Here is a 15,743-nt window from a genome sequence, read left to right on the forward strand (position 1 = left end):
TTACAGTATTGAACTTCTTACGCATCCTTCGACTTCGCTCAGGAGGACAAAAAGAGAAATCTGCAAAATCTGCTTGAAATAACTACAAAGTTTGTCAGGCTGAGCGAAGTCGAAGCCCTTACTTATTAAAAATTAAATCCAAGTCTTGCATAGTAATAAGCACCGCTGAAACCCATTTGTACGGCATCCCAATAACCACCGGCTTCTGTATTTCCTTGTTCATCTTGTTTTGTTGGATAAACATTAAATAAGTTGTTGCTTCCAAGAGTTAATTTCAAGCTTTTAGTAAATTGATATCCAACAGTTAAATCAGTAATTAATCTCGGATTGTAAACATCATCTTCATCTGCGTAATCTACCAAAACGACTTTACTGAAACGTGTAAAAGCCAATCCTGCATCAAATTTATTTTTAGCATAAGTAAGGTTTAATCCGAATTTATTATCTGGAGCAGAAGCTAATAAAAAGGCTTTTTCGCGTTTTCCAAAGAAAGTTGCCTCGTCTAAAGAGCCATTTTTAACTTTGTCAATTTTCATGTCATTAATGTTTCCAACTAACGTAGCGCCAAACTGTCCGAAATCAAATTTCTTCTTCCAAGAAAAAACAATATCCAAACCGTGTGTGCTGGTATCTACACCGTTTGCAAAAAATTGTGCCTCAGAAACACCCAGGTTTAATGCACTTGCGTCAAAATATCCAGTAAGAACAATACGGTCTTTAACTTGGATATAATAACCATCGATCGTTGCAGTAAAATCACCAAACGAAGCTGTAAAGCCTAAAGAAGCATTTACTGCTTTTTCTTCGTTTAATTTATCAATTCCAAAAGCTCTAGTAACAGGGCTGTCATTTGGAGCCAATAAAACTTCAGTTGCACCGCTGGCATTAAAATTAGTGAAACGTAAATTGTAGTAAATCTGCGCTAAAGATGGTGCACGGAATCCAGTACTAATAGATCCTCTGGCGTTAATATGATCTGTAATTTTAAGTCTTGAAGCTAATTTTCCGTTTACAGTACTTCCAAAGTCACTATAGTTTTCAAAACGAACTGCACCGCTAAACATTAAGGCTTCTGTAACATCCAATTCTGCATCTGCATAAAGAGAGAAGTTGGTACGATCTTTATTCACTTCATTTGCCGGACTGTATCCAGGAAAACCTTGTGAACTTCCTGGTCTTGGTTCGCCAGAGATTGGGTCAATTGGGGCACTTTGTGTAGTCGGATCTGTTATTGGTTGTCCGTTGGTATCATAAGTAGTGTAAGAACCTTCTTCACCAGCAAAAATCTCGAATTTTTCAACTCTAAATTCTGTTCCAAAAGCAATATTTAAGCCACTTAAAACATCCCCGTAATTTTTTGAAATGTCAAAATTGGTTGTGTTTTGAAGTAAACTGTGTCCACCTGCATCAAATTGGAGAGGTGAATTTTCTTCGAGAGAAGCATTGATCGTTCCTTTTATTTCGTATTGAAATTTATTTTTTCCAAAAGTATTACTTAAGTCAAATTTCCAGCCTCCAGAAGTTTCTGTTCTAATTCCAGCAGCAACCGAATTGTCATTAATTTTAGAAGTAATTCTCGGAGTGTAACCGCCTGGGTACACAGATTCTACAACTCTTTCCCCGTCATTTCTGGTAAAAGCGTAAGCGTCAGTATCTCTAAAATTACTTCCTCCAAAAGCATAAAACTCAGTTTTATCAGAAATCGGAATAGCAAGATTTGCAAATAAATTTACACCCTGCATTTCAGCATCACCAAAACCTTTTCTAAAATCATAAGCAGGTCTTAATGTTTTGTTTTTGTTTAAAAATTCTCCAGTAATATTTACATAACCACCTTTACTGCCAATTGCTGTTCCGTAGTTTGCCGCAACCCTTACAGAACCTCCGTCAAAATCCTGATCCTTTCCGTATGAATTTCCGTTTCCATTCTTATCCAATCGAAAACCTTCGGTATTTGGTGTTCCCGGCAGGAAATCACCTTTTGCGTGAGTATTAAAAACGCCATAAGTGATAGAACCAGTAAGTTCATTTACATTATCATTAGTAACAATATTGATAACCCCGGCAATCGCATCAGAACCATATTGTGCAGATGCTCCGTCTCGCAGGATCTCAATTCTTTTAATGGACGCAGCAGGAATTGTGTTCAAATCGGTTCCCGTATTACCGCGTCCGCGTGTTCCGAACAAATTAATTAATGAAGATTGATGTCTTCTTTTTCCGTTAATCAAAACCAAAGTCTGATCAGGCCCCATACCTCTTAAAGAAGCAGGATCAACGTGATCGGCGCCGTCAGAACCAGATTGTTTATTGGCATTAAATGACGGCGCTACATATTGTAATAATTGGTTGATTTCAATTTTTCCACTTTGTGTCGTAACGTCCTTTACATTGATTACATCAATTGGAACAGCCGAATTTACAACGGTTCTTTTCGCATTTCTAGATCCAACGACAACAACATCATTTAAAATTTGACCTTCACTTTCCGTTAAAACGATATCTAATTTATCTCCAGAAACAGTTTTTTCAACAGTTCCAAATCCGACATAACTAAAAACTAATGTTGCACCATCTTTTACTTTTATTCTAAAACTACCTTCAAAATCGGTTGATACTCCATTCGAAGTTCCTTTTTCAATAATATTAACGCCAGGCAGTGGATTACCAGTTTTGTCTTTTACAAGACCCGAGACTTCTTTTTGTGCAAAAAGAAATGCTGAATTCAGCAGAAATAAAAATAATGCAATCTTTCTCATGGTTATTGGTTTTTTGATTTGTTTTTTGTTGATTAGTTTTATAAAAGTAGTGTTTTTTAACAAAAAATTAATAAAATGTTTAAAAATTTTAAAGAATGCTCTTAAAATTATATTATTGAACATTTTTACTTCGTGCAAGAGCTATTAAATCTTATATTTGCAAAATTTTAAAGCCAAAAAATATCATTTTGGCAGAAACCAAGAAAAACGTAAATCATAAGGCATTAAATTACAACGTTTAATGTTTTAGGTCTAATTATTAAGACCGAATAAATAATATAGAAACAAACAGATGAAAGCAGGAATTGTAGGATTACCAAATGTTGGAAAATCAACATTATTTAATTGTTTATCTAATGCAAAAGCGCAAAGTGCCAACTTTCCGTTTTGTACAATCGAACCTAATATTGGTGTTGTAAACGTTCCAGATCCAAGAATCAACAAATTGGAAGAATTGGTTAAACCAGAACGCGTTCAAATGGCAACTGTAGATATCGTAGATATTGCAGGTTTGGTAAAAGGAGCAAGTAAAGGTGAAGGTCTTGGAAACCAGTTTTTAGGAAACATTAGAGAGTGTAATGCTATTATTCACGTTTTACGTTGTTTTGACAATGATAATATTGTTCACGTTGACGGAAATGTAAATCCAATTCGTGATAAAGAAACTATTGATATCGAGTTACAGCTAAAAGATTTAGAAACTGTTGAAAAACGTTTGGAAAAAGTAAATCGTGCCGCTAAAACTGGAAATAAAGAAGCGCAGACTGAAAAAGCACTTTTAGACAGAATCAGAGAAGCATTATTACAGGCTAAATCGGCTCGTACAATTACTCCTCAAAGTAATGACGAAGAAGTTTTAATGGAATCTTTTCAGTTAATTACTGCAAAACCAGTTTTGTATGTTTGTAATGTTGATGAAAATTCTGCCGTAAACGGAAACAAATATGTAGATCAAGTTCGTGAGTTAGTAAAAGATGAAGATGCTGAAGTTATTGTACTTTCAGTAGGAGCAGAGGCTGATATTACTGAGTTAGAAAGTTATGAAGAGCGTCAGGTTTTCCTAGAAGATATGGGATTACAAGAACCTGGAGCTTCGGTTTTAATTCGTGCAGCTTACAAATTGCTAAAACAACAAACATACTTTACAGCAGGTGTAAAAGAAGTTCGTGCTTGGACAATCAACATTGGAGCGACTGCGCCTCAAGCAGCTGGAGTTATTCATACAGATTTTGAAAAAGGTTTCATTCGTGCGGAAGTTATTTCATACGAAGATTACGTACAATACGGTTCTGAAGCAAAAGCAAAAGAAGCTGGAAAATTCAAAGTGGAAGGAAAAGAATATGTAGTAAAAGATGGTGATGTAATGCACTTCCGTTTCAACGTTTAATTTTTTTTAGATAATAGAAGAACGAAACAAGAAAATAGATTTAAAACTGCTGGAGAAATTCAGCAGTTTTTTTATTTTTAAGAATGAGCCTTCACTATGCGTCTGTATTTTGATTTTTCTACAAAATAAAACAAAAAAACCGTGTAAAATCCGCGCTTTCGCAAAAGCGAATCCGTAAAATCCGTGTACTATCTTCAGGAAGCAAAATTTTTGGCTCAAAAATTGGTTACAGAAAAAATAACCAATTACTAATCTAAAATCAATTAATCAAAAATGCTAAAAAAAACCTTCAAATTTCTGGGCTGGACACTTTTCGGAATCTTCAGTTTTCTTGTTCTTTATGTGGTTTCTGTTTATTTCATTTCTAAAATTACAGTCAATTCAGATGTTGCAAAAGTTGAGGAACAAAATGCAATTCCCATTTACATACTTTCAAACGGTGTTCATACCGATATTGTCGTTCCGATAAAAAATGAAATTAAAGATTGGCGAAACGAAATTCAATTCTGTCAAACTCAATCCAAAGATTCACTAATGAATTTTATCGCTTTCGGCTGGGGCGATAAAGGTTTTTATCTCGATACGCCAGAATGGTCAGATTTAAAAGCCAGTACAGCTTTAAAAGCAGCTTTTGGGGTAAGTTCATCAGCTATGCACACTACATTTTTCAAACAATTAAAAGAGGGAGAAGATTGCAAACGTATTTTAGTCTCAAAAGAAAATTATCAAAAATTAGTTTCTTACATATCTGAAAGTTTCAGCGACCCTATTCACCCGCAATGGATTGAAGGTCACAGTTACGGAAAAAAAGATGCTTTTTATGAAGCAAAAGGAAGTTACAGTCTTTTTTATACTTGTAATACTTGGGCAAATTCTGCTTTGAAAGCCGCCAATCAAAAAGCAAGTTTATGGACGGTTTATGCTAAAGGAATTTTTTGTCATTATCAATAAATATTCTGCTTTTTAATCTTAAACTAACATGGAAAAAATATAAGATTCCACTAAAAAACGAGAATTTAAGATTTTGATTAATGCGTAAATTTGAGAGTATCTCAAAAAATCAGCAAATGAAAATCAAAAATATATTCTCCAAGTCATGGTTTCTATTGAAAAACACCTTTTTAGAATTCAACGATGACAATGCTATCAAGCTAAGTGCTGCTTTATCTTATTATACCATATTTGCATTGCCTCCTTTGTTGATTATCATCATTACTATTTGTGGTTTTTTCTTTGGAGAAGATGCTGTGACTGGTCAATTATACGGACAAATAAACGGAATGGTTGGCAATAGTGCGGCAAGTCAAATTCAGGAAGCAATAAAAAATGTTCAATTATCTGGTGATAATATGTTTGCAACCGTCTTTGGAGTTGTGATGCTGTTAATTGGAGCTTCTGGGGTTTTTGCCGAAATACAAAGTTCTATTAATTTTATTTGGGGATTACGTGCCAAGCCGGATAAAGGAGTTAAAAAGTTTATTCAAAACAGATTAATGTCTTTTTCTATGATTGCATCAGTAGGGTTTTTAATGCTGGTCAGTCTTTTGGTAAATACAACATTAGATTTAGTGAGCTCACGCTTAAAAATATATTTTCCAGAAAGCACTGTTTATTTGTTTTATGTGGTCAATGTCGTAATTGTGCTGGCTAGTATAACACTGCTTTTTACTATTATTTTCAGGACTTTACCAGACGGAAAAATAAGATGGAAAGATGCTTTTATAGGTTCGGGAGTTACAGCCGTCCTCTTTATGATTGGTAAATTTGCTATCGGTTTCTATTTGGGAAGTTCTACTGTAGCCTCTGTTTATGGCGCAGCTGGATCTGTGATAATAATTCTGGTTTGGGTTTATTATTCGGCAATTATTCTGTATTTTGGAGCAGAATTTACGAAAGTATACGCAAAATCGTACGGTGGAAAAATTTATCCGAACGAATATTCAGTTGAGATTCAAAAAGAAATTTACGAGATCGAAAATAAAGCTTAGCCGCAAATATTAATCTTTATAATTGTGGCAAGAACTTTGTTATTAAAATAAAATAAATACCACGAATATGAAAATAATAGCGTTTGGAGGAAGTAACAGCCAGCATTCAATCAACAAGCGTTTAGCGACTTATGCATCAAGTTTGTTTGAAAACGCTGAGGTTGAAGTTTTAGATCTTAATGATTTTGCTATGCCTTTATTCAGTGTTGACATTGAGAAAGAAATTGGTCAGCATGAACTTGCAAAAGCATTTCTTGCAAAAATTGCCAGTGCAGATATATTAGTAGTTTCTTTGGCAGAAAATAATAACAACTATTCAACGGCATTTAAAAATATATTCGATTGGAGTTCCAGAATTAATAAAGAAGTCTTTCAGAAAAAGCCGATGTTACTTATGGCTACGTCGCCAGGAACAAGAGGTGGAGCATCTGTTCTAGAAATAGCTCGTAATGCTCTGCCAAGATATGGTGCCGAAATTAAAGCTTCATTTTCGCTTCCAGCATTTAATGCCAATTTTGATTTAGAGAAAAATCAAATTTCTAATGCTGAATTAGACAAAGAGTTAAGAGATATTATTAAAGATTGTTTTTAAATGAGAATACCCAAACCTGCTTTTATATTTCTTTTCCTGCACTATTTTTTTCTAAATTTTACTTTTGCTCAAAAGCTTAATGAAGTAGATAAAATCGTTGCAAAATATCCTAAAAGCTTTAATACTACAGAAAAGTTAGCCGATAAAATCGAGAATGATTTTAATTCGGATTATGATCGCGCACGTGCTATTTACACTTGGATTGCTCTCAATATAAAATACGATTATAATGCTTATTTGAATCCGCCAAGAGTGCGCGGTTTTACCTATTCTTCAGAAGCCGAAAAGCAGCGAAAAATAAAACAGATGAATGATGATTTGATTCAGAAAGCATTTACTTCAAAAAAAGCAGTTTGTGAAGGCTTTACGGCTTTGTATCAGCATTTGGCTTTTTTAGTGGGAATTAAATGTGAAATAATCCGCGGAGATTCTAAAACTTCAGTTCGTGATATCGGACGAAAAACAACATCTTCTAATCATGCCTGGAATATGGTTTTGATTGATAAAAAGTGGCGTTTAATTGATGTAACTTGGGGGCAGGGTTACTATGACAGCAGTAAAGGCAGAATGGTAAATGATTTTGCGCCTATTTATTTCGATACAGATCCCGATTATTTCTTTGCTAAACATTTTCCAGATTCGGGTTCTTTTTTAGGAAATAGATTAAGCAAAGAAGATTTCTTAAACGGGCCTTTAATTTATAATAAAACTATTGAAGAAGATTATAAAATAAAAGCTCCAGATTCTGGAATTTTAGAGGTAAGAAGAGGAGATAAAATCGATTTTGAAATCAAAAATGTTTCAAAATCAAATCAGGTTTTTTATCTCAATAAAAAGAATCAGGCAGTTAAAGTTCAAAATCCAAAAGAGAAACGAGGCGGTTTAGAATTCCAAATTCTTATTGATAATAACGTAGGAGACTATATTACTATTTTTGTAAATACGAGTAGTGTTGTGTCTTTCAAAATACTTCCAAAATAGATTTAATTGACGTATCTTAGCAAGTAATGATTCGAATTAAAAGCTATGGAAACAACTTTCCTGAAATCTATTTTAGATAATGATTTCTACAAATTTACAATGCAGCATGCTGTAATAAAGCTTTTTCCTAAGGCAAAAGTTCGTTACGGATTTATAAATCGAGGAAAACATATTTTTCCAGCTGGCTTTGCAGATTTGCTTCGACATTCTGTTGATGCAATGGCAGATCTTCGGTTAACGAAAGAAGAAAAAAGTTATTTATCACATTATTGCCCTTATCTTGATCCAACTTATTTAGATTTTCTGCAAGGTTATAGTTTTGATCCATCTGAAGTGCAGATTAGCCAGGAAGGTTCAGAAATAAAAGTTACTGTTGAAGGATTTTGGTACAGAACCATTTTGTGGGAAGTACCTTTGATGGCTTTGATTTCAGAACTTTTTTACAAGTCAAATCATTTAATTCGATTGAATGATGAAGCGATAAAAGATTTAACGAAAGAGAAAATTGACAATTACAATAAATTAGGAGTTTCGGTTTTAGAATTCGGCACAAGACGCCGTCATTCGTATGATGTACATGATTTGGTAAATGAAACTTTGAAGGCATACGGAGGACAAAGTTTTATTGGCACCAGTAATGTGCATTTTGCAATGGTCAATAACAGAAGACCTTTGGGGACGCATGCCCATGAATGGTTTATGTTTCATGCCGCACAATATGGTTTTAAAATGGCCAATTCTATAAGTTTAGAACATTGGACGCAAGTTTATGGAGGCGACCTCGGAATTGCTTTAACCGATACTTACACTACAGAAATATTTTTCAATCAATTTGATAAAAAATATTCCAAGCTTTTTGACGGTGTAAGACACGACAGCGGTGACCCAATTGAGTTTGCCCGAAAAGTGATTTCGCATTACGTTAAAATGGGAATTGATCCCAAATCGAAAGCTATTGTTTTTTCAGATTCATTGAATTACGATAAAGTAAAAAAGATTGTCGATTTTTGTCAGGACAAAATCAAAACGTCATTTGGAATTGGAACAAATTTCACTAATGATGTTGGTCTTCCTGCCATGAATATGGTTATCAAATTAACCGACACAAAACCCGATAATATACATTGGCAGGGCGTAGTAAAGCTTTCTGACGAAAAAAATAAAAATACTGGAACTCCCGAAATGATTACTTTGGCAAAACAAGTACTCGGAATCAAATAGTATTTTTTTTGCTGAAAATGCAGTTTTTTGATAATTTTAGCGTCCGTTTTATTTTAAAATCAATTTAAATAGATTTTTAAACTGTTATTATTCATAACAAAAAAAAAATACGCTTTCATTTTTTACCGATAAATGGTACATTAGCCAAAAATCCAATTCACCTTATGCTAGAGCAAAATCAATATACCGAAGATAATATTCGATCACTCGACTGGAAAGAACATATTCGTATGCGTCCAGGGATGTACATCGGAAAGTTGGGAGACGGTTCTTCTCCAGACGATGGTATTTACATTCTTTTAAAAGAGGTTTTAGATAACTGTATCGATGAGTTCGTAATGGGCTCTGGAAAAACTATTGAAGTGACAATCAAGGACAAAACGGTTTCCGTTCGTGATTACGGACGTGGAATTCCGTTAGGAAAAGTTGTCGATGTAGTTTCGAAAATGAATACAGGTGGAAAATACGATTCTAAAGCTTTCCAAAAATCAGTTGGTTTGAATGGTGTCGGAACAAAAGCGGTAAATGCGCTTTCCAATTATTTCCGAGTAGAATCTGTTCGTGACGATAAACAAAAAGCGGCGGAGTTTTCTGCAGGAAATTTAGTTTCAGAAGAAGATGTAATTGATACAACAAAACGTAAAGGAACCAAAGTGACTTTTACGCCAGATGAAACGATCTTCAAAAACTATAAATTCCGTTTAGAATATGTGATCAAAATGGTCAAAAATTATTGTTATTTGAACAATGGTTTAACGATTATTTTTAACGGAGAAAAATATTATTCAGAAAACGGACTTCGCGATTTATTAGAAGAAACAATTAACGAAGAAGATTTAGAATACCCAATTATCCACTTAAAAGAGCATGATATTGAAGTTGCGTTAACACATAGTAAAACGCAGTACAGTGAAGAATATCACTCTTTTGTGAACGGTCAGAATACAACACAGGGAGGAACGCACTTAGCGGCCTATCGTGAAGCTGTTGTAAAAACAATTCGTGAATTTTACAATAAGAATTTCGAAGCATCAGATGTTAGAAAATCGATTGTGAGTGCGATTAGTATTAAAGTAATGGAACCTGTTTTTGAGTCTCAGACCAAAACAAAATTAGGTTCTACAGATATGGGTTCAGATGATGGAACACCTCCAGTTTCTGTTCGTACTTTCGTTAACGATTTCATTAAAACCAAATTAGATAATTATTTACATAAAAACCCGCCGACTGCCGAAGCCTTATTGCGTAAAATTCTACAGGCAGAACGCGAACGTAAAGAATTATCAGGAATTAGAAAACTGGCTACAGATCGTGCTAAAAAGGCCAATCTTCATAATAAAAAATTAAGAGACTGCCGCGCGCATCTTCCAGATACCAAAAACCCAAGAAACTTAGAAAGCACACTTTTTATTACCGAGGGAGATTCGGCTTCTGGATCGATTACAAAGTCACGCGACGTGAATACGCAAGCCGTTTTCAGTTTGCGTGGTAAGCCTTTGAATTCATACGGAATGACAAAAAAAATTGTGTATGAGAATGAAGAATTCAACTTGCTTCAAGCAGCCTTAGATATCGAAGACGGACTAGAAAAATTACGTTACAACAACATCGTAATCGCAACCGATGCCGATGTCGACGGAATGCACATTCGTTTGCTGTTGATTACTTTCTTTTTACAGTTTTTTCCAGAATTAATCAAAGAAGGGCATTTGTACATTTTGCAGACGCCTCTTTTCAGGGTTCGAAACAAAAAAGAAACCATTTACTGTTATTCTGAAGAAGAAAGAAAAGAAGCCATTGAAAAACTAAAACCAAAACCAGAAATCACCCGATTTAAAGGTTTGGGAGAGATTTCGCCAGATGAGTTCAAAAACTTTATTGGAGAAACCATTCGTCTTGATCCGGTTATGATGGATAAAAACACTTCTATTGAGCAATTATTATCTTTCTATATGGGGAAAAATACTCCAGACAGACAAGATTTTATTATCAAGAATTTGAAGGTGGAGATCGATGAGTTGGTAGAGGTTTAGAAGAAAGAATAAAAGAATTATAGAAGAATTTTTTAGTAGTTATACTGAACAAAATATATGAAAGACGAAGAAGACGATAACATAATTCCAAACGACGACGAGAATAATTCAGATGAAAACCTGATGGATAATCAGGATGGAGATGAAGATGAGATTATCGATGTAGATGCTAAGCATTTTGAAGGACAGCATTTTTACGAAAACCAAGAAGAAGAAGGCGAAGACGTTATTACAAAAGTAACGGGAATGTACAAAGATTGGTTTTTGGATTATGCTTCGTATGTAATTCTGGAACGTGCAGTTCCTGCTATCGAGGACGGATTTAAACCTGTTCAGCGTCGTATTATGCACTCTTTAAAAGAGCTGGATGATGGTCGATATAACAAAGTTGCCAATGTAGTAGGGCACACCATGCAGTATCACCCACACGGAGATGCGAGTATTGGTGACGCAATGGTGCAGATTGGTCAAAAAGATCTACTAATTGACTGCCAGGGAAACTGGGGTAATATTTTAACAGGCGACGGAGCGGCAGCTTCGCGTTACATTGAGGCACGTTTATCTAAATTTGCGTTGGAGGTTTTATATTCTCCAAAAATTACAGATTGGGGAGTTTCGTATGATGGTCGTCGTGCAGAACCAAACAATCTTCCAGTAAAATTCCCATTGCTTTTGGCACAAGGTGCAGAAGGTATTGCAGTTGGACTTTCTACAAAAGTGCTGCCTCACAACTTCAACGAGTTGATTGATGCTTCTATTAAAATTTTAAAAGGAAAAGCATTTACGCTTTATCCTGATTTTATGACGGCTGGTATTGCCGATGTTTCCAATTATAATGACGGAATGCGTGGCGGACGTGTACGTGTGCGTGCTAAGATTTCGCAATTAGACAAAAATACACTGGTCATAACGCAAATTCCGTTTTCGACCAATACATCAAGTTTAATTGATAGTATTTTGAAAGCCAATGATAAAGGTAAAATCAAAATCAAGAAAATTGAAGACAACACAGCAGCCGATGTTGAAATTTTAATTCATCTTTTCCCAGGTGTTTCGCCAGATAAAACAATTGATGCTTTATTTGCTTTTACAGCCTGCGAAACTTCTGTTGCGCCTTTAGGTTGCGTTATTGAAGATAATAAACCGTTGTTTATTGGTGTTTCTGAAATGTTGAAGATTTCAACGCACAGAACCGTAGATTTGCTTCGTCAGGAATTAGAAATTCAATTAGAAGAATTAAAGAATAAATGGCATTTCTCTACTTTGGAAAAAATATTCATTCGCGAAGAAATGTATATTGATTTCAAGTTGTATGGAGACAGAGAATCGCTTTACAAATATTTATACGATCGTTTTGAGCCTTTCAAAAAATCATTCGTTAGAGAAATCACTGATGAAGATTTACAGCGTTTGACTCAAATCCCGATGATTCGTATTACCCGTTTTGACTCGGATAAAGCCGATGAATTGATTTCAAGGTTAGAAGAAGAAATGAAAGAAGTCGAGTATAATCTGGAGCATTTAACAGATTTTGCAATTGCGTATTTTACCAAATTAAAAGAGAAATACGGAAAAGGTCGTGAACGTCAGACAGAGCTTCGTGTTTTTGATAATGTCGAAGCAACCAAAGTCGTTTTACGTAACACCAAATTGTACGTAAACCGCGAGGAAGGATTCGTAGGAACCAGCTTAAAGAAAGACGAATACGTTGCCGATTGTTCTGATATTGATGATGTAATTGTATTTTTGCGCGACGGTACAATGATGATTACAAAAGTAGACGCTAAAACGTTTATAGGTAAAGATATAATTCATGTTGCTGTTTTTGATAAGAGTGATAAACGTACGATTTATAACATGATGTACCGTGATGGTAAATCGGGTCCGTCTTATATCAAACGCTTTAATGTGACAGGGGTAACACGTGACAAAGCATACGATTTGACAAACGGAACAAATGGTTCGCAAGTGGTTTATTTTTCACATAATCCAAATGGAGAAGCTGAGGTTGTAACCATATTATTGCGTCAAATAGGAACCATTAAGAAACTGAAATTCGATATTGATTTTGCTAAGCTGGCTATTAAAGGCCGTGGATCAAAAGGAAATTTAGTAACAAAATATCCAATCAAGAAAATCGAATTAAAAGAAAAAGGAATTTCGACTTTACTGCCAAGAAAAGTTTGGTTTGATGATACTGTAAAACGTCTAAATGTTGATGGAAGAGGAGAACTGCTTGGAGAATTTAAACCAACAGATAAAATCTTAATAATTAGCCAGTCAGGAAAATTAAAAGTAATTATTCCAGAATTATCAACTCATTTTGAAGAAGATATGATTGTTTTGGAAAAATGGAAGCCTAAAAAGCCAATTTCGGCAATTTATTATGATGGAGAAAAAGAGCGCTATTTCTTGAAACGTTTTCTTGTGGAGAATGAAGGAAAGGAAGAAAGCTTTATTACAGATCACCCGAATTCGCAATTAGAAATTGTGTCGACAGATTATCGTCCTGTGGCTCAATTGGTTTTTGCAAAAGTAAAAGGAGTTCAAAAAGAAGATTTACATATTGATGTTGAAGATTTTATAGCTGTAAAAGGCTTCAAGGCTCTAGGAAATCAGTTGACAACTGACAAATTAAAACAAGTTAATTTGTTAGATCCGCTTCCCTACGACGAACCAGTTGAAGAAGTTCCAGAGAAGCCAGAATTGTCAGACGAAGATTCAGTTGAAACAGAATTAGACGACGATGGTCAAATAGGTTTGGTTTTAGATTAAAAATAAAAACCGCTAGGATTAATTTCTTAGCGTTTTTTTATCGAGATTAATGTTTTAGTTTTAAATGATTATTTTTTTAATTATTTGCCTATTACTTTATTCGATTAACATATTTTTAATAAGTCTTATATTGTTATAAAATTAACTTATTGTGGTTACTTATAACTTTTTTTGATTTTTAAATTAGCAATTCATTTAAAAATCAAATTATGAAAAAAATTTTATGTCTAGTTAGTGCCATTTTATTGGTATTAAATTCTTGTTCAAGTAATGATGCACAAAGCATAGATAAAACTTCTGAAGTTTTACTTAAAAAGACAATTATTACAGGGGCTGATAATTCCTTTTCTGAAGTGAAATGTTTATACGATGGAAATAAGATAGTTAGTAATACATCGAATAATGAAAATGAACTACGATATATTTACACAGGAACTAAAATAACAAAACTAGAATTCTTCGAAAGAGGGATGCTTCAAAGTTATATAGATTATACATATAATAATGAAAAATTGGTTTCTAAAAGTAACATGTTGCCTAATGGTGAAAAAATAAGCGAAACAGAATATACTTATTTTGATAATGGAAATATAAGTTATTTGGAATCTATTAAAGCAGGATCTCAAATAGTTACAGTTTTAGGAGTTTATAAGTTTTCAAATGGCAATTTATTAAGTAGTGAAAAGTATGAGAATGGAGTTATGACTACAGGTGTATATTATGAATATGACAATAAAAATAATCCAAGTAAAAATATTTTAGGATTTAATTTATTATTAGATCATGATGTATCTGTTAATAATGTAGTTAAACAAACTTGTATTTCAAATTCAGGTGTAACCACTGAATTTACAAACGCTTATAAATATAATGCTAAAGATTATCCAACTGAAAAAATTAAAAGTTTAGTAAATCGAAACGCTAAGGAAACAACTCAATTTTTTTATTAATATTAGAAATTGTAACATCAATTAAAAATAAAAACCGCTAAGAAATTAATCTTAGCGGCTTTTTTGTATTGAAGTTTTTAGAATTAATTTTCTGAGATAGAGATTAATTCTTGTTTTATCCATTTTACTTCATTGTTTTCAATACTAACAAAAATAGTATCTCCGTCTTTTATTTCTCCTGAGATTATTTTCTTAGCTAAAGGTCTTCTTAAATGCGTTCGAATGATACTTTTAATCGGTCTTGCTCCGTATTTAGCATTATACCCATTTTCAGCCAGATAAAGTTTAGCTTCTATTGGAATATCGACTTTAATATTGATGTTTTTGAGTAAATCCATAAACTCTTTTTTCAGGTGAATTTCAAATATTTTTAGAGCATTTTCTTTACTGATAGGCGCAAAAGGTACAATTTCAGTTAAACGTCCTAAAAATTCTGGTCTGAAATAATTCGTCATAATTTCCATTAAAGAAGTTGAGGCAGGAATTTGACCACTATTAAAAGTTTCAACAATGTGGTCTGCACCAATATTCGAAGTAAAAAGAATAATAGCATTAGAGAAATCACCTTCTTTTCCTAGTCGGTCGTGCAGTTTTCCTTCGTCCATAATTTGAAGAAAAACATCAAAAACAGACGGATGCGCTTTTTCAATTTCATCAAATAAAACTATAGAGTAAGGTTTCTGTCTGATCTTGTTTACCAGTAAGCCTCCCTGTTCATACCCTACGTATCCCGGAGGCGCCCCGTAAAGTAAAGCCGCTGAATGTTCTTCTTTAAATTCAGACATGTCAAAACGTATAATTGCATTCTCATCCTGAAAAAGAAATTCGGCTAGACTTTTGGCCAGTTCTGTTTTACCAGTTCCTGTTGGACCTAAGAAAAAGAAAGAAGCGATTGGCTGTCCAGCTTTGCTTAATCCAGATCTTGATTCTAGAATTGAACCTGCAACTGTTGCAATACAATGATCTTGACCAATTACCCTTTGGTTAAGAACTTGCTCAATATTGTTAAGTTTTTGTTTTTCTTCTTCGTTTAATTTTCCTGCTGGTATTCCTGCAG

10 protein-coding genes and 1 pseudogene are annotated in these 15,743 nt (G+C 33.9%); 9 read left to right on the top strand and 2 right to left on the bottom strand.

Annotated elements, in window-relative coordinates; translation table 11 throughout:
* Positions 1-125: 125 nt before the first annotated feature.
* A complete protein-coding gene (locus tag QMG60_RS11685; protein ID WP_281864995.1) occupies positions 126-2,759 on the bottom strand; it encodes a TonB-dependent receptor in 2,634 nt (877 codons plus the stop codon).
* Between the two features lie 292 nt (positions 2,760-3,051).
* Between QMG60_RS11685 and ychF the strand changes: the two genes are divergently transcribed.
* From ychF to QMG60_RS11730, 9 genes are all read left to right on the top strand, one after another.
* The gene (ychF, locus tag QMG60_RS11690) at positions 3,052-4,146 is read left to right on the top strand and encodes a redox-regulated ATPase YchF (RefSeq protein ID WP_281864996.1); all 1,095 of its coding nucleotides are present in this window, start codon (positions 3,052-3,054) and stop codon (positions 4,144-4,146) included.
* 273 nt (positions 4,147-4,419) lie between these two features.
* Positions 4,420-5,097 carry a TIGR02117 family protein gene (locus QMG60_RS11695; protein ID WP_281864997.1) on the top strand — a complete coding sequence of 226 codons (678 nt, stop codon included), beginning with the start codon at positions 4,420-4,422 and terminating at the stop codon, positions 5,095-5,097.
* A 116-nt stretch (positions 5,098-5,213) separates the two neighbouring features.
* Complete coding sequence (locus QMG60_RS11700) at positions 5,214-6,134, top strand: YihY/virulence factor BrkB family protein (RefSeq protein ID WP_134140900.1); 921 nt, start codon at positions 5,214-5,216, stop codon at positions 6,132-6,134.
* Positions 6,135-6,201: 67 nt separating this feature from the next.
* A complete protein-coding gene (locus QMG60_RS11705; RefSeq protein WP_281864998.1) occupies positions 6,202-6,726 on the top strand; it encodes an NAD(P)H-dependent oxidoreductase in 525 nt (174 codons plus the stop codon).
* Positions 6,727-7,707, top strand: a complete 981-nt coding sequence (locus QMG60_RS11710) for a transglutaminase domain-containing protein (RefSeq protein ID WP_281864999.1) — start codon at positions 6,727-6,729, stop codon at positions 7,705-7,707.
* A 45-nt stretch (positions 7,708-7,752) separates the two neighbouring features.
* Entirely contained in the window at positions 7,753-8,928 is a 1,176-nt protein-coding gene (gene pncB, locus QMG60_RS11715) for a nicotinate phosphoribosyltransferase (protein ID WP_281865000.1), read from the top strand.
* A gap of 164 nt (positions 8,929-9,092) precedes the next feature.
* Positions 9,093-10,961: a DNA topoisomerase IV subunit B gene (locus QMG60_RS11720; protein ID WP_281865001.1), complete on the top strand. Its 1,869-nt coding sequence runs from the start codon at positions 9,093-9,095 to the stop codon at positions 10,959-10,961.
* Between the two features lie 57 nt (positions 10,962-11,018).
* On the top strand, positions 11,019-13,736 hold the full coding sequence (locus QMG60_RS11725; protein ID WP_281865002.1) for a DNA gyrase/topoisomerase IV subunit A: 2,718 nt from the start codon (positions 11,019-11,021) through the stop codon (positions 13,734-13,736).
* A 209-nt stretch (positions 13,737-13,945) separates the two neighbouring features.
* Positions 13,946-14,686 (top strand): hypothetical protein, encoded by a 741-nt coding sequence (locus QMG60_RS11730; RefSeq protein ID WP_281865003.1) that lies wholly within the window; start codon positions 13,946-13,948, stop codon positions 14,684-14,686.
* Between the two features lie 83 nt (positions 14,687-14,769).
* On the opposite strand, the pseudogene QMG60_RS11735 reads toward QMG60_RS11730, so the two are convergent.
* Positions 14,770-15,735 (bottom strand): annotated as a pseudogene (locus QMG60_RS11735) (AAA family ATPase); the annotation flags it as partial.
* Between the last annotated feature and the right edge of the window lie 8 nt (positions 15,736-15,743).

It is taken from the genome of Flavobacterium sp. GSB-24 (assembly GCF_027924665.1).
Taxonomy (GTDB): domain Bacteria; phylum Bacteroidota; class Bacteroidia; order Flavobacteriales; family Flavobacteriaceae; genus Flavobacterium.